Annotated in this window: 21 protein-coding genes; 10 read left to right on the forward strand and 11 right to left on the reverse strand. The window is 57.6% G+C overall.

From position 1 onward, the window contains the following. Positions 1 to 46: 46 nt before the first annotated feature. The 7 genes from rpoB to secE all read right to left on the reverse strand — a co-directional run bounded on the left by rpoB (position 47) and on the right by secE (position 7,825). Positions 47 to 4,180, reverse strand: coding sequence for a DNA-directed RNA polymerase subunit beta (rpoB, locus tag EOK75_RS05570; RefSeq protein WP_137192973.1), 4,134 nt, complete (start codon positions 4,178 to 4,180; stop codon positions 47 to 49). A gap of 260 nt (positions 4,181 to 4,440) precedes the next feature. Beyond that, positions 4,441 to 4,812, reverse strand: coding sequence for a 50S ribosomal protein L7/L12 (rplL, locus tag EOK75_RS05575; protein ID WP_137192974.1), 372 nt, complete (start codon positions 4,810 to 4,812; stop codon positions 4,441 to 4,443). 69 nt (positions 4,813 to 4,881) lie between these two features. Next, positions 4,882 to 5,397 (reverse strand): 50S ribosomal protein L10, encoded by a 516-nt coding sequence (gene rplJ, locus EOK75_RS05580; protein ID WP_137192975.1) that lies wholly within the window; start codon positions 5,395 to 5,397, stop codon positions 4,882 to 4,884. A 269-nt stretch (positions 5,398 to 5,666) separates the two neighbouring features. After that, the gene (gene rplA / locus EOK75_RS05585) at positions 5,667 to 6,365 is read right to left on the reverse strand and encodes a 50S ribosomal protein L1 (RefSeq protein WP_137192976.1); all 699 of its coding nucleotides are present in this window, start codon (positions 6,363 to 6,365) and stop codon (positions 5,667 to 5,669) included. 3 nt (positions 6,366 to 6,368) lie between these two features. Next, positions 6,369 to 6,821, reverse strand: a complete 453-nt coding sequence (rplK, locus tag EOK75_RS05590; protein ID WP_137192977.1) for a 50S ribosomal protein L11 — start codon at positions 6,819 to 6,821, stop codon at positions 6,369 to 6,371. Between the two features lie 90 nt (positions 6,822 to 6,911). After that, on the reverse strand, positions 6,912 to 7,445 hold the full coding sequence (gene nusG, locus EOK75_RS05595; protein ID WP_137192978.1) for a transcription termination/antitermination protein NusG: 534 nt from the start codon (positions 7,443 to 7,445) through the stop codon (positions 6,912 to 6,914). Between the two features lie 182 nt (positions 7,446 to 7,627). Further along, complete coding sequence (gene secE, locus EOK75_RS05600) at positions 7,628 to 7,825, reverse strand: preprotein translocase subunit SecE (protein ID WP_137192979.1); 198 nt, start codon at positions 7,823 to 7,825, stop codon at positions 7,628 to 7,630. A 348-nt stretch (positions 7,826 to 8,173) separates the two neighbouring features. Here secE and EOK75_RS05605 point away from each other — a divergent pair, with 348 nt between their 5' ends. Next, entirely contained in the window at positions 8,174 to 8,359 is a 186-nt protein-coding gene (locus EOK75_RS05605; RefSeq protein ID WP_137192980.1) for a hypothetical protein, read from the forward strand. Then, positions 8,356 to 9,831 (forward strand): sodium:solute symporter family protein, encoded by a 1,476-nt coding sequence (locus EOK75_RS05610; RefSeq protein ID WP_137192981.1) that lies wholly within the window; start codon positions 8,356 to 8,358, stop codon positions 9,829 to 9,831. The genes EOK75_RS05605 and EOK75_RS05610 overlap by 4 nt, the downstream gene beginning before the upstream one ends. A 33-nt stretch (positions 9,832 to 9,864) precedes the next feature. Here EOK75_RS05610 and pip read toward each other — a convergent pair whose 3' ends face one another. After that, entirely contained in the window at positions 9,865 to 10,836 is a 972-nt protein-coding gene (pip, locus tag EOK75_RS05615) for a prolyl aminopeptidase (protein WP_137192982.1), read from the reverse strand. Positions 10,837 to 10,897: 61 nt separating this feature from the next. On the opposite strand from pip, the gene ubiG reads away from it, so the two are divergent. Beyond that, complete coding sequence (gene ubiG, locus EOK75_RS05620) at positions 10,898 to 11,638, forward strand: bifunctional 2-polyprenyl-6-hydroxyphenol methylase/3-demethylubiquinol 3-O-methyltransferase UbiG (protein ID WP_137192983.1); 741 nt, start codon at positions 10,898 to 10,900, stop codon at positions 11,636 to 11,638. 4 nt (positions 11,639 to 11,642) lie between these two features. Here the strand turns inward: ubiG and EOK75_RS05625 are convergent, their stop codons facing one another. Together EOK75_RS05625 and EOK75_RS05630 are read right to left on the reverse strand one after the other, a co-directional pair. Further along, on the reverse strand, positions 11,643 to 12,071 hold the full coding sequence (locus tag EOK75_RS05625) for a DUF1178 family protein (RefSeq protein WP_137192984.1): 429 nt from the start codon (positions 12,069 to 12,071) through the stop codon (positions 11,643 to 11,645). 79 nt (positions 12,072 to 12,150) lie between these two features. After that, complete coding sequence (locus tag EOK75_RS05630; RefSeq protein WP_137192985.1) at positions 12,151 to 12,618, reverse strand: NUDIX hydrolase; 468 nt, start codon at positions 12,616 to 12,618, stop codon at positions 12,151 to 12,153. A gap of 124 nt (positions 12,619 to 12,742) precedes the next feature. Between EOK75_RS05630 and EOK75_RS05635 the strand changes: the two genes are divergently transcribed. From EOK75_RS05635 to EOK75_RS05645, 3 genes are all read left to right on the forward strand, one after another. After that, positions 12,743 to 13,876: an acetoin utilization protein AcuC gene (locus tag EOK75_RS05635; protein ID WP_240794028.1), complete on the forward strand. Its 1,134-nt coding sequence runs from the start codon at positions 12,743 to 12,745 to the stop codon at positions 13,874 to 13,876. Then, a complete protein-coding gene (thpR, locus tag EOK75_RS05640; RefSeq protein WP_168199095.1) occupies positions 13,873 to 14,415 on the forward strand; it encodes an RNA 2',3'-cyclic phosphodiesterase in 543 nt (180 codons plus the stop codon). Before EOK75_RS05635 ends, thpR begins: the two co-directional genes overlap by 4 nt. Before the next feature lie 77 nt (positions 14,416 to 14,492). After that, positions 14,493 to 15,212 (forward strand): heparan-alpha-glucosaminide N-acetyltransferase, encoded by a 720-nt coding sequence (locus tag EOK75_RS05645; protein ID WP_168199153.1) that lies wholly within the window; start codon positions 14,493 to 14,495, stop codon positions 15,210 to 15,212. Here the strand turns inward: EOK75_RS05645 and EOK75_RS05650 are convergent. After that, positions 15,201 to 15,665 (reverse strand): Lrp/AsnC family transcriptional regulator, encoded by a 465-nt coding sequence (locus EOK75_RS05650; protein WP_137192988.1) that lies wholly within the window; start codon positions 15,663 to 15,665, stop codon positions 15,201 to 15,203. The two genes, EOK75_RS05645 and EOK75_RS05650, sit on opposite strands and share 12 nt — an antisense overlap. A 107-nt stretch (positions 15,666 to 15,772) precedes the next feature. On the opposite strand from EOK75_RS05650, the gene EOK75_RS05655 reads away from it, so the two are divergent. The 4 genes from EOK75_RS05655 to EOK75_RS05670 all read left to right on the forward strand — a co-directional run bounded on the left by EOK75_RS05655 (position 15,773) and on the right by EOK75_RS05670 (position 19,741). Beyond that, positions 15,773 to 17,203: an aminotransferase class V-fold PLP-dependent enzyme gene (locus EOK75_RS05655; RefSeq protein ID WP_137192989.1), complete on the forward strand. Its 1,431-nt coding sequence runs from the start codon at positions 15,773 to 15,775 to the stop codon at positions 17,201 to 17,203. 118 nt (positions 17,204 to 17,321) lie between these two features. Then, positions 17,322 to 18,074, forward strand: coding sequence for an amino acid ABC transporter ATP-binding protein (locus EOK75_RS05660; RefSeq protein WP_168199154.1), 753 nt, complete (start codon positions 17,322 to 17,324; stop codon positions 18,072 to 18,074). Next, positions 18,075 to 18,884 carry an amino acid ABC transporter permease gene (locus EOK75_RS05665; RefSeq protein ID WP_240794029.1) on the forward strand — a complete coding sequence of 270 codons (810 nt, stop codon included), beginning with the start codon at positions 18,075 to 18,077 and terminating at the stop codon, positions 18,882 to 18,884. A gap of 23 nt (positions 18,885 to 18,907) precedes the next feature. After that, positions 18,908 to 19,741, forward strand: a complete 834-nt coding sequence (locus EOK75_RS05670; RefSeq protein ID WP_137192990.1) for a transporter substrate-binding domain-containing protein — start codon at positions 18,908 to 18,910, stop codon at positions 19,739 to 19,741. Positions 19,742 to 19,763: the final 22 nt, after the last annotated feature.

The raw sequence follows: 19,763 nt of genomic DNA on the forward strand, positions 1-19,763 counted from the left end.
TCGGAAGGCGAACGAGGCGCCCCGGCCAAAAGCCGGGGCAGCCCGTTTATTCTTCTTCCGAGTCCAGGAGTTCCATATTCAGGCCAAGGCCACGTACTTCCTTCACCAGAACGTTGAAGCTTTCAGGCACACCGGCCTCAAAGTTATCTTCACCCTTCACGATGCTCTCATACATTTTGGTCCGGCCTGCGACGTCATCCGACTTCACAGTCAACATCTCTTGCAAGGTATATGCAGCGCCATAAGCCTCAAGGGCCCAGACCTCCATTTCCCCAAGACGCTGACCACCGAACTGCGCCTTACCACCCAGCGGCTGCTGGGTCACAAGCGAGTACGGGCCGGTTGAACGTGCGTGCAGCTTGTCATCCACAAGGTGGTGCAGCTTCAGCAAGTACTTGACGCCCACGGTGATCGGACGGGCGAATTGTTCACCCGAGCGGCCATCAAACACGATCGACTGACCGGATTCTGCGAACCCTGCCCGTTTCAACGCGTCATTGATATCCGCTTCCTTCGCACCGTCAAAGACTGGCGTTGCAATCGGCACACCTGCCGTCACATTGCCTGCCAGCTCCAAGAACTCCTCGTCTGTGCGGTCGGTAAAGGCTGCCTCATAGGTTTCATCCCCATAAGCCAAGCGCATCGCTTCCTGCACCGGGGTCATATCCCCCGAACGACGATAAGCCGACAATGCCTCGTCAATCTTCATCCCAAAGCCGCGTGCGGCCCAACCCATGTGGGTTTCAAGAATCTGACCAACGTTCATCCGCGAAGGCACACCCAAGGGGTTCAAACAGATATCCACGGTCGTCCCATCAGCGAGGAACGGCATGTCTTCCATTGGTACCACTTTGGACACAACACCTTTGTTGCCGTGACGACCAGCCATTTTGTCGCCCGGCTGCAGCTTGCGCTTCACAGCCACGAACACTTTGACCATCTTCATCACGCCCGGAGGCAAGTCATCGCCGCGCCGTACCTTTTCGACCTTATCGTCAAAACGGTGATCCAAGGCGCGTTTCTGGCTCTCGAATTGCTCGTGCAGCGCTTCGACGTCTTTGGCTTCGGCTTCTTCGCCAAGCGCCAACTGCCACCACTGACCACGGCTAAGCGTGCCAAGCAGATCCTCATCGATGGTCGATCCTGCGCGGATGCCCTTCGGCCCCTTAACAGCGGTCTTGCCCATGATCAGGGTCTTGAGGCGCGAATAGATGTTCCGCTCCAGAATGACCAACTCATCGTCACGGTCACGTGCAAGGCGTTCCACCTCTTCACGTTCGATCTGCAAGGCGCGTTCGTCCTTGTCGACCCCGTGACGGTTGAACACACGCACTTCGACGATTGTCCCGAAAGCACCCGGCGGCAAGCGCAGGGATGTATCGCGAACGTCCGAGGCTTTTTCACCAAAGATCGCGCGCAACAGCTTTTCTTCCGGCGTCATCGGGCTTTCACCCTTTGGCGTGATCTTACCGACCAGAATATCACCCGGCTGCACTTCGGCACCGATATAAACGATCCCGGCCTCGTCGAGGTTGCGCAAGGCTTCCTCACCGACATTGGGAATATCGCGGGTGATCTCTTCCGGGCCCAGTTTCGTATCGCGCGCCGCAACTTCGTATTCGTCGATGTGGATCGAGGTGAATACGTCGTCTTTCAGAATGCGTTCCGAAATCAGGATGGAGTCTTCGTAGTTGTAACCATTCCACGGCATGAAGGCCACGATGACGTTCCGGCCAACAGCCAGTTCGCCCATATCCGTGCTTGGACCATCGGCAACAACTTCGCCGCGAACAACGGTATCACCCACCTTCACCAGCGGACGCTGGTTGATGCAGGACGACTGGTTCGAACGTTTGAACTTGCGCAGACGGTAGATGTCCACGCCCGGCTCTCCGGGTTCCATCATCTCGGTTGCACGCACAACGATACGCTGTGCATCCACCTGATCGATGATGCCCGCGCGGCGCGCCATGATGGCCGCCCCACTGTCACGCGCAACGATGCCTTCGATCCCCGTGCCAACGAATGGCGCATCGGATTTCACCAAAGGTACCGCCTGACGCATCATGTTCGAGCCCATCAAGGCACGGTTGGCGTCGTCGTTTTCAAGGAAGGGGATCAAGGATGCCGCAACAGACACAAGCTGCTTTGGCGAAACGTCGATCAGGTCCACTGCGTCAGAAGGGTTCAGCATGAAGTCGCCGGCTTTCCGTGTGGAAACCAGATCATTCACAAAACGGCCTTCATCATCAAGCTGCGCGTTCGCCTGCGCAACCGTATGCCGCATTTCCTCGGTGGCCGACATGTAAACCACTTCGTCGGTTACCTTGCCGTCCACAACCTTGCGGTATGGGGTCTCAATAAAGCCGTATTTATTCACCCGCGCAAATGTCGCGAGAGAGTTGATCAGGCCAATGTTCTGACCTTCCGGCGTTTCAATCGGGCACATCCGACCGTAGTGGGTCGGGTGAACGTCGCGAACCTCAAAGCCCGCACGCTCACGCGTCAAGCCCCCTGGCCCAAGAGCCGAAAGACGGCGCTTGTGGGTGACTTCCGACAGCGGGTTGGTTTGGTCCATGAACTGCGACAGCTGCGAAGAGCCGAAGAATTCACGCACCGCAGCCGCAGCCGGTTTCGCGTTGATCAGGTCTTGTGGCATGATCGTATCGATCTCGACGCTCGACATCCGCTCTTTGATCGCACGTTCCATGCGCAAAAGGCCAACGCGGTACTGGTTTTCCATCAATTCGCCAACGGAGCGCACACGACGGTTGCCGAGGTGATCGATATCGTCGATCTCACCCTTGCCATCGCGAAGCTCGGTCAAGGCCTTGATGCAGGCCACGATATCGTCACGGTCCAATGTACGCTGGGTGTCGGGCTTGCCCAGGTCCAGACGCATGTTCATTTTCACGCGACCAACGGCCGAAAGGTCGTAACGCTCGCTATCAAAGAACAACGTGTCGAACAGGTTGGACGCAGCCTCAACAGTTGGCGGCTCACCTGGACGCATAACGCGGTAGATGTCCATCAACGCGGTGTCGCGGCCCATGTTCTTATCGGCGGCCAAGGTGTTGCGGATATAGGGGCCGACATTGACGTTATCGATGTCGAGAACCGGAATATCCGTGATGCCTTGATCCAGCAGAACCTTCAGGCTACCGCCCTTGATTTCGCCGTCTTTGTCGTATTCCATCGTCAGTTCGTCACCGGCTTCGACCCAAATCTCACCGGTTTCTTCGTTGATGATGTCCTTGGCGACAAACTTGCCCAGGATTTGATCGAAAGGCAGCAACAACTCTTTAACATTATCAGCATCGATGATCTGTTTGACCATCCGCGGCGTCATCTTGTCGCCGGCTTTGCACAGAATTTCGCCGGTATCGGCGTCAACGATGTCATAGGCCGGACGGGTACCGCGCACACGCTCGGGGAAGAACTTGGTAACCCAGCCCTTATTCTTTTCGTACTTGTAGCTGACGGTTTGGTAATACGCGTCCATGATCTGCTCTTGGCCCATGCCAAGCGCATACAAAAGCGTCGTCACCGGCAGTTTGCGGCGACGGTCGATGCGCGCAAATACGATGTCTTTGGCGTCGAACTCAAAGTCCAGCCATGAACCGCGGTAAGGGATGATCCGGCAAGCAAACAACAGCTTGCCGCTCGAATGGGTCTTGCCCTTGTCGTGGTCGAAGAACACGCCCGGCGAACGGTGCATCTGGCTTACGATCACGCGCTCGGTGCCGTTGACCACAAATGTGCCGTTTTGCGTCATCAAAGGCATGTCGCCCATGAATACGTCTTGTTCTTTGATGTCCTTGACCGAACGCGCGCCGGTATCCTCGTCGACATCAAACACGATCAAACGCAGTGTCACCTTAAGCGGTGCTGCGTATGTCATGTCGCGCGACTGGCATTCGTCGACATCATATTTCGGCTTTTCGAGCTCGTATTTCACGAACTCCAAAACAGCGGTTTCATTGAAATCCTTGATCGGGAATACCGATTGGAAAACGCCCTGAATCCCCTCGCCATCGGCGGGTTTCGGGCCTTCGCCCGACTTCAGGAACAAGTCATAGGAGGATTTCTGAACCTCGATAAGGTTCGGCATCTCCAAAACTTCACGGATTTTGCCAAAGTAGCGGCGGATTCGCTTTTGACCTACGTAGCTCTGAGCCATGCTCATAGTCACCTTTCATCGTTTTCGCCGGCGCAGGCTCGTCGGGCCACGAGCATACGCCGCTTGGCGATAGAGGGATTACCGGTTCTATTCATGCCTTCCGTCCCACCGGAAGGCTCCCGAACTTGGATAACACACCTTGGAAGGGATTTGGGGCCAAACCCCTGCCAAGACCTGCTTTAGACGCAGAGAGCTGGGCGCGAAATTCATCGCACCCAGCTTTGTTTTTACGCGGTCGACCAGCGACGCGCCAAACCGAATTACTTCAGTTCAACTTTCGCGCCAGCAGCTTCCAATTTTGTCTTCAGCTCTTCAGCATCAGCTTTGGAAACGCCTTCTTTGACTTTGCCGCCAGCTTCAACCAAGTCTTTGGCTTCTTTCAGACCAAGACCAGTGATGCCGCGAACTTCTTTGATGACGTTGATTTTGTTAGGACCAGCTTCGGTCAGAACAACGTCAAATTCGGTCTGCTCTTCTGCAGCTTCACCAGCAGCAGCAGGACCAGCCATCATCACAGCGCCGCCAGCAGCGGGCTCGATGCCATACTCATCCTTCAGGATGGTTTTCAGTTCTTGTGCCTCGAGAAGGGTAAGACCTACGATCTCTTCGGCGAGTTTTTTCAGATCAGCCATTTTCTGTTCCGTTCAGTTAAGATGGGTTCCAACGTCGGTATTAACAACCACGCCGGATCATTAGATTGCTCAGGCGGCAGCCTTGTCCTCAATCGTGGACAAGATGCCGGCGATGTTCGAAGCAGGCGCGCCAATGGCCCCGGCGATGTTCGATGCTGGCGCACCGATGCAAGACACGATCGAAGCAATAAGCTCCTCACGCGACGGCATCGCTGCGACGGCTTTCACACCGGCGGTATCCAACAGTGTATCGCCCATAGCACCACCAAGAATAACGAACTTGTCGTTTTTCTTGGCATATGCATCCGCGACCTTCGCAGCAGCGACAGGGTCCTCGGAATAGGCCATCACGGTCATGCCCGTAAGCAGGTCGGCCAGCTTTGCAGCAGGCGTCCCTTCAAGGGCGATCTTGGCGAGCTTGTTCTTGGCAACGCGTACAGAACCACCGATTTCACGCATTTGCGCGCGAAGGTCCTGCATCTGTGCAACCGTGATCCCGGCGTAGTGGGCAACCACTACGACGCCAGAGCTTTCAAAGATCTGGCCGAGTTCCTCGACCACGTTCTCTTTTTGTGCTCTATCCACAGTTTCACTCCAAGTTTGGAGGTTTCCCTCCGGCTCATGTTTGCCCCCTCCGAAGAAAGGGCGTTCGGGTCCTTTACGGGTCCCGAGGCCAGATCACCCGAGGGACAGCCCCCGGAAATTTGTCTCGTTCCCCATCTCAGGCAGGAGATTAAGGGCCTAGGCCCACCCACCGTCTCGGACAGGACAAGGCCTAATTAGCGGCCCCATCACTCCTTCCCCGAAGGGTTGGAATTCTTGCTTGGATGACGGGCTTTCGCCCGCCCCCAAAATTACTTCGCAGCAGTCGATGCGAGATCCACAGCGACGCCAGGGCCCATAGTTGAAGACAGGCAAACCTTCTTCACATATGCACCTTTTGCACCGGCAGGACGTGCTTTGGTGACAGCGTCAACAAAAGCGCGAACGTTTTCAGCCAGTTTCGCAGCATCAAACGACGCTTTGCCGATACCAGCATGGATAACGCCTGCTTTTTCGACTTTGAACTGTACTTCGCCACCCTTGGCATTGCCAACAGCGCCAGCCACATCCATCGTTACCGTCCCGACCTTCGGGTTTGGCATCAGGTTGCGTGGGCCAAGGATTTTGCCCAAACGACCGACCAATGGCATCATGTCAGGTGTGGCGATGCAACGATCAAAATCGATCTTGCCGCCCTGAATAGCTTCCATCAGATCCTCGGCACCAACGATATCAGCACCAGCAGCCGTTGCTTCATCAGCTTTCGGGCCACGCGCAAACACAGCCACACGAACTGTTTTACCAGTGCCGTTCGGCAATGTCACAACACCGCGAACCATTTGGTCAGCGTGACGTGGATCAACCCCGAGGTTCATCGAGATTTCCAGCGTCTCGTCAAACTTGGCCTTCGCGTTGGACTTGATCAGTTCAACAGCATCATCGACCGAGATCAAATCTTTGCCAGCAAAAGCTTCCCGCGCCGCGCGCGTACGTTTTCCAAACTTTGCCATGATTTATCCTTTCACCTCGATACCGCAAGAGCGGGCCGAACCAAGGATGATCTGCATCGCACCATCAACGTCCGTTGCGTTCAAATCTTTCATCTTCTCTTCGGCAATTTTGCGAATTTGCGCAACAGTCACCGAACCTGCAGTCTCACGACCGGGCTTCGGCGAACCTTTGGTGCGATTCCGCTTACCAACAGGTGGAAGGCCAGCAGCTTTTTTCAACAGGTAAGCGGCTGGTGCAGACTTGGTCTCAAGGCTGAACGACTTATCCTGATAATAGGTGATGATCGTTGGCGTCGGCGTACCCGGCTCCAGATCAGCAGTCTTGGCGTTGAATTCTTTTACGAACGCCATGATGTTCAAGCCGCGCTGACCCAAAGCTGGACCGACGGGTGGGGATGGGTTCGCTTGACCCGCTTTAACTTGCAGCTTGAGCTGCCCGATAATCTTCTTGGCCATTTGGCCTCTCCTTTTATCACCGCGCCCCACCTTGGGACGCATGGTTTAGTGGTTCGGTCCCCGCGTACGGTCGCCTCCCACGAGATCACATCAGGCGATTTTGGCAACCTGCGTGAATTCCAATTCGACCGGGGTTGCCCGGCCAAAGATAGAGACAGTCACCTTCAGGCGGCTATGCTCTTCATCAACTTCCTCAACCGAACCGGCAAAGCCTTCGAACGGCCCGTCCGTAACATTCACCTGCTCACCGACCTCAAAGCGGATCAGGTTGCGCGGCGCGGCCTCACCCTCTTCTGCACGGTTCAGGATCGAGTTAACTTCCTCATCGCGCATAGGCATCGGCTTGCCCTGCGGCCCCAAGAAACCGGTTACGCGGTTGATCGATGTAACGAGGTGATAGCCGCGGTTGGTCATCTCCATGCGCACCAGCACATAGCCCGGCATAAAGCGACGCTCTGAGGTTACTTTCTTGCCGCGACGGACTTCCAACACCTCTTCGGTGGGAACCATCACTTCTTCGATTTCTTCCTCAAGCCCGGCTTCGACTACGGCCGTTTTGATCTGCTCGGCAATCTTCTTCTCAAAGTTAGAGAGAACACTTACCGAATACCAACGCTTCGCCATGCCTGCTTCACCTATCTAAATCCAGAGCCGAAACCCCGGTGATTCTTTTACCTCAAGGCGGCTTCGCACGCCCCGCTTGGAACAAAAAACAACGCGCGGACCGAATCGCCGCGCGTTTTCATTCCTGATTAACTGACCGAATACAGCGCCGCCCCCCTGATTTCAAGGGGGTAAGACGGTATTCAGCCCAACCCGTTGATAACTGCACTCAACGCAGTGCGGATACCCAGATCCACCAACGAAAAGAATGTCGCCGTCAACGCAGCCATGATGAACACCATAACGGTGGTCAAGACCACTTCACGACGGTTAGGCCAAGCAACCTTGGAAACTTCGCTCCGCACTTGTTGAATGAACTGAAGAGGGTTGGCCTTTGCCATCGTCACATCCTGACTATTCGCTGTTTTATCGGCAGATACGCTTTTACGGCCAAGGTTTCAAGCCCGCAGCCGGATTTGCCCCCAAGCAACCCGTCATGCCGGGCCTAAGCATCAAGGAAGGCGGGCCACACCACATCGACCAACACCGCCTTGGCCGGGCCTTACCTACCCCCGACGAACCACCGACAGCCCCTCACTTCACGACTTAAGATGTATCTTGGAAAAAAAGATTACTAGCCGGTGGGGCCCGTAAAGGGTATACGCCCCCACCCAATAGAAAAACACACAAAGACGATCGTTCCTGATGGGTACTGCCCGGAACCGGTCGCACTTATACGGAATGGGCTAATGTTACAAAAAATCTCTTTTACACTCATCGGCCTGTTGGTGGTCGCGGCCTACGCAGTCCCCTATCTGGTACTGGACTCGGTCGAAACTTGGCACGGCAGCTTTCTGTTCTGGGCCTTGGTTGGCGTTCTTGTGATTATTTTGAACATATTGGCGACAGCCGGTTTTAACGGAGATGCCAAATGACCCTTTCCCTCGTGATCTGGGGGGTGGTGACATATATCGCCCTTTCGCTTTTTGTGGCCTATCTTTCGCGCCGCGGGCCCTCCTCTTCGATGTCGGATTATTTTCTGGGCGGGCGCAAAATGGGGGGCGTCGTTTCCGCGCTTTCCTATTCGGCAACCACGTATTCGGCCTTCATGATGGTGGGGCTTGCCGGGCTCACCTACCGTGGCGGCGTCGGTGCCTTGGGGTTCGAGATCATCTATTTTGCCGGCGTGTCCTTGGTGGCCATCTTTGGCCCGCGCTTCTGGGCGGTGGGGCGCAAATACGGTTTTGTCACACCCTATGAGATGCTTGGAAACCGCTACAGCAACCGCGGCGTGGCACTGGCGGCGGGGCTGGTCAGTCTGGTTTTCCTGATCCCCTATTCGGCGGTGCAGCTTGCAGGCGTTGGATATCTGCTCTCGGGGATGACGGACGGTGCCATTCCTTTCGGGGTCGGTATTCTGGTCGCAACGGTTCTGGCGATCGTGTTTTCTTATATTGCCGGTATCCGCTCGGTCATGTGGACCGACAGCCTTCAAGCCGTGGTGATGATCGTCGCGGCGGTGCTGGTTACGGGGCTGGTGGTCTCAAAACTAGGCGGTTTTAGTGCAATGTTCGACACCATTTCCGAAACCCGTCCCGAGATGCTTAGCGTTCCGGGAACCGGATTTTTCAGCTTTACAACTTTCTTGGGGCTAACCCTGCCTTGGGCGTTTTTCTCCATCTCCAACCCGCAGGTAAGCCAGCGGCTTTTCATGCCCTCCTCGCTGGGGGCCATGCGTCAAATGTTGCTGATATTCCTGTGCTTCGGCCTGATCTATACGTTGGTTTCCGTGATCTGGGGCTTTGCGGCACTGGTCGCCTTTCCGGGGCTGGAGCGTCCTGACCTTGCAACATCGGTGCTTTTGTCCTCGGACCTCGTGCCACCGGTTCTGGGGGTCATCGTCATGATCGGCATTCTGGCGGCGGCGGTTTCGACCATCGACTCGATCTTGCTCACGCTCTCCTCCATCTTTGCGCGCGATATTTATGGAAACCTGAGCGGTGATCTGACCGACAAACGATTGCTGCTGATCGGCAAGCTGGTCATTCCGGTCATTTCACTGCTCGCACTGGTCTTTGCGTGGATGGAGTTCAGCATGATCGCGATCCTGTCGGTCGCGGCCTCGGTCGGTCTGGTGCTGATGGTTCCGGCCACAATCGGGGCCTTCTTTTGGCGGCGCGGCACCGCCGCAGGGGCGCTTGCCTCCATCATCGGGGGCGTCATATTTGTTGTGACCATGTATCTGACGGGCAATTCCCTGTTCGGGCTGAACGTCGGCGTTCTGGGCCTGCCCGTTGCAACCTTACTGTTCGTCGGCATCAGTCTGGCCACCAAGCCCGACCTTGCCCACGCAGATGCGTTCATGAAAGTCGCCGCAAATCCGAACGCAACCAACCCATCGCCCTAAGAAATACCCGCGCCTTGGGCGCTGGCGCAGCCCCTAACGCTGCGCCAGCGCATCCATAAGCGCGACAAGCTCTGCGGAGATCCCCGGCTCTGACAGGGCATGGCCCGCCAGCGGCACCATCCGCAACCGGGCATTTTCCCAGCCATCGGCCAGACGGTACGCCGAAACCGGCGGGCAGACCATATCATATCGGCCCTGAACGATATCGGCCCCGACCCCCTCGATCCGGTGCCGGTTTTTCAGGATCCACTCGTCCCCCTCCAAGAAACCCTTGTTAACGAAGTAGTGGTTCTCCAACCGCGCAAAGGCCCGCGCATAATCGGAAGGCCCCTCGCCTCCGACCGGATTGCTGGCAATCGATGCCAATGCGTTTTCCCAATTCGCCCACAGCCGGGCAAAGCGCATTTCCTCCATCACATTCCCTGAAAACAGCCGCCGGTGATATGCCCCGATCAAATCGCCACGCTCTGCTTCCGGGATCGCATCCGAGAAGCGGGCCCAAAGCTCGGGGAAAAACCGGCCCGCGCCGCCCGCGTAAAACCAGTCCAGCTCTGCCTCTGTCATGGTGAAAACGCCGCGCAAAACCATATGCGCTACAGCTTCGGGATGGGTGATCGCATAGATCAGCGCCAGCGTCGCCCCCCAGCTGCCGCCAAACAGGACCATGCGATCCAGCCCCAGCGCGTGCCGGATCGCCTCCATATCGGCGACCAGATGCCATGTCGTATTCGCTTCAACGCTGGCATGGGGGCGCGAACGACCGCAGCCGCGCTGATCAAACAAGATAATCCGGTACACATCAGGATCGAAGAAACGCCGCATCGCGGGGCTACACCCGCCCCCCGGTCCGCCATGAACAACCATAACGGGCAGCCCGTCAGGGCGGCCGCTTTGCTCCACATAAATCCGGTGGCCGTTGTCCATGTCCAACATGCGTTGATCAAAAGGCTCCAACGGGGGATATAAATACTGAGCTGCGCTCATTTGGCCTGATCTATGATCCATAATTGTCCTATATACTTTTCCAAACCTGCCTGTCCCGGCGCGAAACCGCAAGGAGCGAGAGATGACTTTGAACACAATTGATCCCGATGAGGTCGCAAAATTTGAGGCGATGGCCGCCGAATGGTGGGATCCGGCGGGTAAGTTCAAGCCGCTCCACATGCTCAACCCCTGCCGATTGGACTACATAACCGCCCAGATCGCGGCAGAGTTTGACCGTGACTTGACCGCGCCGATGCCATTCAAAGGGCTGCGCCTCTTGGATATCGGCTGCGGCGGCGGACTTTTGTCAGAGCCGATGGCTCGCTTGGGCGCGACGGTTGTGGGGGCGGATGCCGCCGCGCGGAACATTCCGGTGGCACAGCTTCATGCCGAACAGATGGACCTGACCATCGATTACCGCCACTGCGCCGCCGAGGATCTGGCCGCCGCCGGTGAAGTTTTCGATGTCGTCCTGAATATGGAAGTGGTTGAGCATGTCGCCGATCCGCAAGCGTTTCTAACGGCCTGCCAAACCCTTTTGAAGCCCGGCGGGTTGATGATTTGCTCTACCCTCAACCGCAATCCCAAGAGTTTCATGATGGGGATTGTCGGCGCCGAATGGGTAATGCGCTGGCTGCCCAAAGGCACGCATGACTGGTCAAAATTCATCACCCCAGATGAGCTTTATACCCTGTTGGAAAAAGCCGGGCTTCGGCCTGTGGATCGCAAGGGGATGGTGTTTAACCCGATCACTTGGGGCTGGTCACTTTCGGATAGGGATCTGTCGGTGAACTATGTCACCGCAAGCGTGAAAGCCGCCTAAGGCGTCAATTCACCTTGCGCGGCGGGATGAAAGGCATGGGCAGGACCGGAACACCGTCTTCGATCAGCTTCTTCGCCTCTTCCAGCCGCGCCTCGCCGTGGATCGCACGGGACGGCGCGTCGCCTTCATGCATTTTGCGCGCCTCGCTTACAAAGTTCTTGCCAACGTAATCGGAATTGGCTTCCACCTCTGCGCGCAAGGCCGAAAGCGCCGCTTCCTGTGGATTGGTCGGCGTGGAAAGCACCCCCGCCTTCGGGGTTGCGCTGCGCGCGGACGTTACCGCGGGGGCCATCAGGGTTTTGACAATCTCTGCGCTGCCACATGTCGGGCAGGTAACATGCCCGCTTGCCGCCAAAGCGTCAAAGGCGGCAGCCGATTGAAACCAACTGTCAAAGTTGTGATCGGCGGTACATTTGAGCGAATAGCGGATCATTTTCGGCCTTGCTAGAAGATAGGTCGGCGGTCAAATCCACCATGTGTTTACCTAAGCTATTTGCGCGCGGACGCAAGCCTTACGCGGCCCCACCCGAGGCAGGCGGCGCGAAGGTAGAGAGCAGCGCTTTCAGCCCCGCCTCGCGCACTTTTCGCGCAGCATCCTGCGGGGCAAACCATTTGCGGCGACGTTGGCGATGTTCGGGAAAATCATTGGCAAGCTTTGCGACTTCCAGCGGGAACACATCGACCGTACAGGCCTGGGCATGTTCTTTCTTGGTGTCGCGCTTGATAACCTTTTCATAGGTAAACTGACCCAGCTTGTCCCCCGCGATCCGCCCTTTGACACCGGCCTCTTCCCAAGCCTCAATCTCGGCGGCCTCAGCACCACTGCGCCCTTTCATCGGCCAACCCTTGGGAATGACCCAGCGCCCGGTTTCACGACTGGAGATAAGCAATACCTCCGCCCCATTCTTGCCGATCCGCCAGCATAATGCGCCGAATTGACTGTAGACTTCATCGTCCAAAAGTGAGCGTTTCTTGCCCATAAATCTGCCTGTCGTTACCTGTTGTGCCGAGCCTGCCAATATGGCGACCACCTTGCGGCTTATGCGTTAACATATAGAAAAAATTCCAATCGTTTCAAGCTGCACCCCCTTGCGAAACAGGGCTATGGCAGGCACCTTGGGTAAAAATGGCTGGGGTGCCATGGGGCCAATATTTATCGGATCAGAGATCTACCGCGGCTCCTCTTACGGGTTGGGGCACCCGTTGCGGGTGCCACGCGTTTCGACCGTGATGGACCTGTGCGGCGCGATGGGGTGGCTTGCGGGGCGCTATGTCAACAGCCCGCGCGCCAAACCGGCGGCCCTGCATCTTTGGCATGAACCCGATTATATCGCAGCCCTCCAAGCGGCCGAGGCAACGGGCGTGGCCACTGCGGCCATGCAGGCGCGCTTTCATCTGGGCACCCATTCCAACCCGGTTTTCGAGGCGATGTTCCGCCGCCCCGCCACCGGTGCGGGTGGTGTGATGCTCGCGGCCGAGATGTTGCGGGACGGTGGCGTGATCTATGTTCCGGGGGGAGGCACACATCACGGGCTTCCCGGGCAGGCAAACGGGTTTTGCTACCTCAATGATGTGGTTCTGGGGATGAAAGTTTTGCGGCTGAACGGGGTTCGGCGCATCGCATATGTCGACATCGACGCGCATCATTGCGACGGGGTCGAGGCCGGTTTTGCAGGGGATCCCGACGCCCTGCTCATCTCGGTTCACGAGGAAAAGCGCTGGCCCTTTACCGGAGCGCTGACCGATGACGGCGGCAGCAATTGTTTCAACTTGCCGGTGCCGCGCGGCTTCAACGATACTGAAATGCGCGCCGTGTTGGAGCAGTTTATCATACCGCGTGTGGCGGCCTTCCGCCCTGATGCAGTGGTGCTGCAATGCGGGTCCGACGCGCTAGAGGAAGACCCTTTGGCGCGGCTCTCGCTTTCCAATAACGCGCATGTTGCGGTGGTTCGCGCGCTGCGGGGGCTGTCGCCGCGCTTTTTGGTGCTGGGCGGGGGCGGCTACAACCCGTGGTCGGTGGGGCGTTGCTGGTCACGCGTCTGGGCAGAGCTTTCGGGCGCCGACGTCCCTGATCGCTTGCCCTCGACGGCAGAGGCGATCTTGCGCAACCTCTCATGGCTAGGGGCCGGACGGGCGCCCGCCGAGGCAATGTTCACCACGCTAAAAGATGCGCCACGCGAAGGGTCACTGCGGCCCGAAGTATCGGAACGGATCAAATTCTTGGAGGCACGGACTTGAGAACCTTTGTCGCCCTAGACGTACCCGAGGATCTCAAAAGCCAGTTGGCGGTACAGCAGTTCTTGCTGCCCATCCCCCGCAAAGTGGCGCGCGATCAGTTCCACATCACCTTGGCCTTCATGGGGGATCTGCCGGACGCCGCCCTAGAGGCCTTGGATGAGGGGCTGACCGCCTTGCGGATGAGGACGTTTGAATTGTCGCTCAGCGGGTTCGGGCTTTTTGGCAAGGCGCGGCCGAATGCGGTTTGGGCCGCCGTTGCCCCCTCCAAGCCCCTGTCGCGGTTACACGCCAAGGTCGCTCGCGCAGGGCGGCTGGCCGGGGCCAAGATCCCTGCACGCAACTTCACCCCCCATATCACGCTAGGCCGCTTTGCCCCGATGGGGATGGAAGAGGCTGCACCCCTGGAACGCGCTGTAATCGCCGGTGCGGGCTTTCGGGCAGGCCCGTGGGAGGTGGCGGAGATGCTGCTCTACCATTCCACCCTGACCGCAGACGGGCCGCGCTATGACGTGCTGGCGCGCTATCCTTTGGCGGGATAATCCAGCCTTAACGGTTTTTTTAATCGGAATTCCTCGAAACTTGCGGTATGGCAAGGGGATCTGCAAACGGAGGCAAAGTGAGGCAACAGCAAGAACGCATCCTCTGGCTGGATATGGCGAGGGCTTTGGCCGTGGTTGGCATGGTGGTTTATCACTTCACCTTCGATCTGGCGATGTTTGGCTATATCCCCGCCCCCACACCCGTCACCGGATTTTGGGCGATTTTCGCACGCGCAGTCGCGGGCAGCTTTATTGCACTGGCGGGCTTTGGCCTTGTGCTGGCCCATTGGCGCGGCATTGGCTGGCGGCGGTTTTGGCGGCGATTGGGGATCGTCGCTGCAGGGGCGGCACTGGTATCGCTTGCCACTTGGTTTGTGATGCCCGGCCAATTCGTCTTTTTCGGTATCCTGCATTCTATCGCGCTATCATCCGTGATCGGGTTGGCGTTTTTGCGGCTCCATTGGGTGGGGATGCTGGGGCTTGCGGCTGCGGTGATTGCCCTGCCCCAAGTCTGGCGGGACGTGATCTTTGATGCGCCTCCGCTTTGGTTTGTCGGCCTGTCTGCACATGTGCGGCCCTCCATAGATTTTGAGCCGTTTTTCCCTTGGTTCGGGGCGTTCCTGATCGGCATGGCTGTCGCGAAACTGATGCTGTCGGCTGGGCCGATGGCGCGCAGCACCCCGACACCTGCGATGGAACGGGTCAGCTTTATCGGGCGGCACAGCTTGGTTATCTACCTGATCCACCAACCGGTGCTGATCGGGTTGTTTATCAGTTGGAACTGGCTAAACGGGTAGGTCGCGGGCGTCTGCGATCGCCTCCATCGTGATATAGGAAGAGACTGTTTCCAGTTCCACCCGTGCGGTCAAACGTTGGTAGATCTGGTCAAAGGCGTTCATATCCTCGGCCACGACCTTCAGCATATAATCATAATCCCCCGCGATGCGGTAAAAATCAATTACATGCGGAATGTTAAGAACCTCTCGCCGGAAGATCGCCAGCCAGTCGCCGCTGTGATGACGCGTGCGCACCATCACAAAAACCGTAAGCCCCAGCCCCGCCCTTTGCGCATCAAGCCGCAGGGTTTGCCCCAATATAAGCCCACTTTCGTGCAAAACCTTCAACCGTCGCCAACAGGCGTTTTGCGACAGGCCCACCACCTCGGCCAATTCGCGCTGCGACTGGCTGGCGTCCCGTTGAAGGGCGCGCAACAAGGCGCGATCAATCTGATCTAGCTTTACTGTATCCATGTGGTCATTTGACCCAATTAATAGCCAATTGGCAATGTAAAAAGATAGAGTTTACCCCGACCGACTTCACTTATGATTGTCAGATAGCACAACTGATGGAGCCCCCGATGCAAACCGCCCTGCAAGATTTCGCTGCCAGCCTGCGACAGGATGACATCATCCAACAGCTGCGCGATGGCGTGATTGGTGAGGGGGCGGCGTTTGAAACACCTTTCGGCACCCAAAAGCTAGTCTATGCCGATTATGTTGCCTCGGGGCGGGCGCTGCGGCAGGTGGAAAACTTTGTGATGGAACGGGTGCTGCCGTTTTACGCCAACAGCCATACAGAAGCCTCCCATTGCGGCGGCGAGATGACCCGGATGCGCCGCGAGGCCCGCGCCCTGATTGCAGCGCATTGCGGCGCCGATGACAGCTATGCCACTGTCTTTGCCGGATCGGGGGCCACGGCGGGCCTGAACCGGCTCGTGCATCTTTTGGGTGTTGCAGATGCGAAAGAGCAGCCGCTCGTGCTGATCGGCCCCTATGAGCATCACTCCAACATCCTGCCTTGGCGCGAATACGGGGCCGAGGTGATCGAGATCAATGAGGCCCCCAAGGGCGGGCCGGATCTGGCACAGCTTGAGGCGATCCTGAACGCCGCAAAGGGACGCCGGATTGTGGGCGCGTTTTCCGCCGCCTCCAATGTGACCGGCATTCTAACCGATACCGATGCGGTGACGCGGCTGCTCAAACGCTACGGCGCGATGGCAGTTTGGGATTATGCGGGCGGCGGGCCTTACCTTACGATTGATATGCGCGCGGGCACTGACGCGCACAAGGATGCGGTGGTTATTTCAGCCCATAAGTTTCCGGGCGGGCCGGGGGCGTCAGGGGTGATGATCGTGCGCAAGGGGGCCGTTTGTTGCAGCCGCATGTTCCAACCCGGCGGCGGAACGGTACGGTTTGTGTCGCCCACGGCACATGATTACAGCACCGACATCGCCACCCGAGAAGAGGCCGGAACCCCCAATGTCGTCGGCGATATTCGCGCGGCGCTGTGTTTTATGGTCAAAGCCGCCATTGGGCAGGCGCAACTGGATACACGCCATGCCGAACTGCGCCAGCGCGCGCTGGATGTTTGGAAAAAGAACCCCAACCTTGAGCTGATGGGCAACAGCGATGCCCCTGCCCTGCCGATTTTCTCGTTTCGGGTACGGGACGGGGCGCGGGGGGGCTATTTGCACCACCAGCTCTTTACCCGTCTCTTGTCGGATGCTTACGGCATTCAGGCGCGTGGCGGCTGTGCTTGTGCCGGCCCCTATGCGCACCGTTTGCTTGGGATTGAACCGGCCGAATCCGAGACCATCCGTGCCGCTATCCAACGCGGCGAGGAAATGGAGAAGCCCGGCTGGACACGGCTTAACCTTTCGGCGCTGATGGATGATGCCAAGGCGGACCGTGTGATCAACGCGGTGGATGCGCTGGCACGCAACCCCTATCCGATGGCCGACCGCTATTGCTGCGATCAGGCCACGGCGCGGTTCCGGCCCGCCGCATAACCCTTTACAATCGCCGCGCATTGCCAGAGTCTTACACATGCCTTTTGGGTAAAGCTGGATTTTTTCCGGTACCCCCCTAGAACCAAGGGTCACGTTGCAGCATGAAGTAAGAAGAAACATGGTTACGCCCGACGCCCCTCCGATCATATCCATGCGGAATGTAGCCAAGTTTTTTGGCCCGTTCCAAGCGCTAGCCGATATCAACTTCTCTGTCCGGCAGGGAGAACGGGTGGTGATTTGCGGACCTTCGGGCTCGGGTAAATCCACCCTGATCCGCTGTTTAAACCGGCTGGAAGAGCATGACGAGGGCACGATCACCATCGACGGGATAGAGCTGGGCGATGACACCAAAGATATTCGCGCGGTCCGCCAAGACGTGGGCATGGTGTTCCAGCAGTTCAACCTGTTTCCGCATCTGACGGTACTGGAAAACCTGACCATCGGGCCAATCCGCGTGCGCAAAATGGGCAAACCCGAGGCCGAGGCCCTGGCCCGCACCTATCTTGACCGCGTGCGCATCCCTGAACAGGCCGAGAAATTCCCCAGCCAGCTTTCGGGCGGGCAGCAGCAGCGCGTGGCCATCGCGCGGTCCTTGTGCATGGAGCCACGGATCATGCTTTTTGACGAACCCACCAGCGCGCTTGACCCCGAGATGATCAGCGAGGTTCTGGACGTGATGGTAGAGCTTGCCGATACGGGCATGACCATGGTTTGTGTGACGCATGAGATGGGCTTTGCTCGCCGCGTCGCCGATACAATGGTGTTTATGGAGGCCGGCCGGATTGTGGAAACCGCCCCGCCCGCCAAATTCTTCACCAACCCCGCAAGCGACCGCGCGCGCATGTTCCTTGACCAGATACTGGAGCATTAAGTGCCTGCGCATCCTGCCAAACGGCTAAAACGGGCCTTATCGTCACGTCCGGTCTCGGTGCTGATTTATCTGTCTGTCATGGCTGCCCTGATTGCGTCGGCGCTTAGGGGTGCCGAGGCGATGGGCTATAACTGGCAATGGTACCGCATCCCGCAATACTTCTTTGACCATACCGAGGGCGGCATCACCTTGGGCGAGATCCCTTGGGGGCTGGTCGGCACGATTACCCTGTCCACGCTCGCCTTCCTATTGGCGTTGGGTATCGGGCTGCTGGTGGCGCTTTTGCGGCTGTCGGAGCTGGTTATCGGGCGGGCCGTAGCGCGGGTGTTCTTGGAAATCGTCCGAAACATGCCGCTCTTGGTGCTGCTCTATGTGTTTTACTATGTGCTTGGCCCGATCTTCGGGATGGACCGTTATACCGCCAGCGTGCTTTGCCTTGCGGTATTCCACGGCGCGCTGATATCCGAGATCTTTCGCGGCGGCATCGCCTCTATTCCCGCAGGCCAGTGGGAGGCCGCGAAATCCATCGGCATGACCACAGGCCAGATTTATACCTATATCATCCTGCCGCAATCCATCCGCTTCATGCTGCCACCGATGACAAGCGAGGTGGTCAATGTGATCAAATCCTCAGCCATCGTCAGTGTGATCGCGGTGATGGAACTGACAACCGTGGGCCGCAACATCATTTCCGACACCTATATGAGTTTCGAGATTTGGTTTACGATTGCAGCGGTCTATATGATTGTTACGCTTATTATCTCGACCTTCGCCAGCTATCTGGAACGGCGTTATGCCGTACAGGACTGACACATAAAAACGGAGCGCGCACGATGAAACTGACAAGACGTATGATGACCGCCACGCTGGGGATGGCGCTTGCTGCCAGCCTTGCCCTGCCCGCAGCAGCACAAGACGCCCGCGCGGCCCTGTCGCAAACCAGCGTCATCGAGCAGATCAAGGAGAATGGCGTTATCAAAATCGGCCTTTCCGTCTTTGTGCCATGGTCGATGCGCGACAAGAAAGGCGATCTGATCGGGTTTGAGCTGGACGTAGGGCGCAAGCTGGCCGAAGATATGGGCGTAGATGTCGAATTCATCCCGACCGCTTGGGATGGCATTGTGCCTGCGCTGGTCTCGGGCAAGTTCGACGTTATCATTTCCGGCATGTCGATCACGGCAGAGCGTAACCTGACCGTTAATTTCTCTGACCCCTACGCCTATTCCGGGCTGACCATCATGGCCAATAAGGCCATGACCGAAGGCATGACGCTGGAAGATTACAACAACAAGGACGTGACCTTTGCCGCCCGCCGCGGTGCCACACCCGCCACCGTTATCGCGCAACTCTTCCCCGAGGCAAACCTGCTGCTTTTCGATGAGGACAGCGCCGCGACACAAGAAGTGCTGAACGGCAATGCCCATGCCACGATGATGTCCGAGCCAAGCCCCTCGGATGCGGCGCGCGACTATCCCGAAACCATCAGCGTGCCCTTTGACAAGCCGTTTCTGGCGGCAGGCGAAGGGTTTGCCTACCGCAAGGGTGACCCGGATACGACCAACTTCTTCAACAACTGGATTGCCGTGAACTGGTCCAACGGCTGGTTGAAAGAGCGTAATGATTATTGGTTCAAGGGCCGTGATTGGGCTGACCAAGTCGACCAGTAAGGCCATCGGCCCGGCTGTAAAC

Origin of the sequence: Pseudorhodobacter turbinis (genome assembly GCF_005234135.1) — a bacterium.
Taxonomy (GTDB): domain Bacteria; phylum Pseudomonadota; class Alphaproteobacteria; order Rhodobacterales; family Rhodobacteraceae; genus Pseudorhodobacter; species Pseudorhodobacter turbinis.

What these genes read in the sequence shown, in the direction of transcription:
- rpoB (WP_137192973.1), bottom strand. Translation starts at nt 4,180, where the DNA reads ATGGCTCAGAGCTACGTAGGTCAAAAGCGAATCCGCCGCTACTTTGGC.
- rplL (WP_137192974.1), bottom strand. Translation starts at nt 4,812, where the DNA reads ATGGCTGATCTGAAAAAACTCGCCGAAGAGATCGTAGGTCTTACCCTT.
- rplA (WP_137192976.1), bottom strand. Translation starts at nt 6,365, where the DNA reads ATGGCAAAGTTTGGAAAACGTACGCGCGCGGCGCGGGAAGCTTTTGCT.
- rplK (WP_137192977.1), bottom strand. Translation starts at nt 6,821, where the DNA reads ATGGCCAAGAAGATTATCGGGCAGCTCAAGCTGCAAGTTAAAGCGGGT.
- nusG (WP_137192978.1), bottom strand. Translation starts at nt 7,445, where the DNA reads ATGGCGAAGCGTTGGTATTCGGTAAGTGTTCTCTCTAACTTTGAGAAG.
- secE (WP_137192979.1), bottom strand. Translation starts at nt 7,825, where the DNA reads ATGGCAAAGGCCAACCCTCTTCAGTTCATTCAACAAGTGCGGAGCGAA.
- EOK75_RS05605 (WP_137192980.1), top strand. Translation starts at nt 8,174, where the DNA reads ATGTTACAAAAAATCTCTTTTACACTCATCGGCCTGTTGGTGGTCGCG.
- EOK75_RS05610 (WP_137192981.1), top strand. Translation starts at nt 8,356, where the DNA reads ATGACCCTTTCCCTCGTGATCTGGGGGGTGGTGACATATATCGCCCTT.
- pip (WP_137192982.1), bottom strand. Translation starts at nt 10,836, where the DNA reads ATGGATCATAGATCAGGCCAAATGAGCGCAGCTCAGTATTTATATCCC.
- ubiG (WP_137192983.1), top strand. Translation starts at nt 10,898, where the DNA reads ATGACTTTGAACACAATTGATCCCGATGAGGTCGCAAAATTTGAGGCG.
- EOK75_RS05625 (WP_137192984.1), bottom strand. Translation starts at nt 12,071, where the DNA reads ATGATCCGCTATTCGCTCAAATGTACCGCCGATCACAACTTTGACAGT.
- EOK75_RS05630 (WP_137192985.1), bottom strand. Translation starts at nt 12,618, where the DNA reads ATGGGCAAGAAACGCTCACTTTTGGACGATGAAGTCTACAGTCAATTC.
- EOK75_RS05635 (WP_240794028.1), top strand. Translation starts at nt 12,743, where the DNA reads ATGGCAGGCACCTTGGGTAAAAATGGCTGGGGTGCCATGGGGCCAATA.
- EOK75_RS05650 (WP_137192988.1), bottom strand. Translation starts at nt 15,665, where the DNA reads ATGGATACAGTAAAGCTAGATCAGATTGATCGCGCCTTGTTGCGCGCC.
- EOK75_RS05655 (WP_137192989.1), top strand. Translation starts at nt 15,773, where the DNA reads ATGCAAACCGCCCTGCAAGATTTCGCTGCCAGCCTGCGACAGGATGAC.
- EOK75_RS05660 (WP_168199154.1), top strand. Translation starts at nt 17,322, where the DNA reads ATGGTTACGCCCGACGCCCCTCCGATCATATCCATGCGGAATGTAGCC.
- EOK75_RS05670 (WP_137192990.1), top strand. Translation starts at nt 18,908, where the DNA reads ATGAAACTGACAAGACGTATGATGACCGCCACGCTGGGGATGGCGCTT.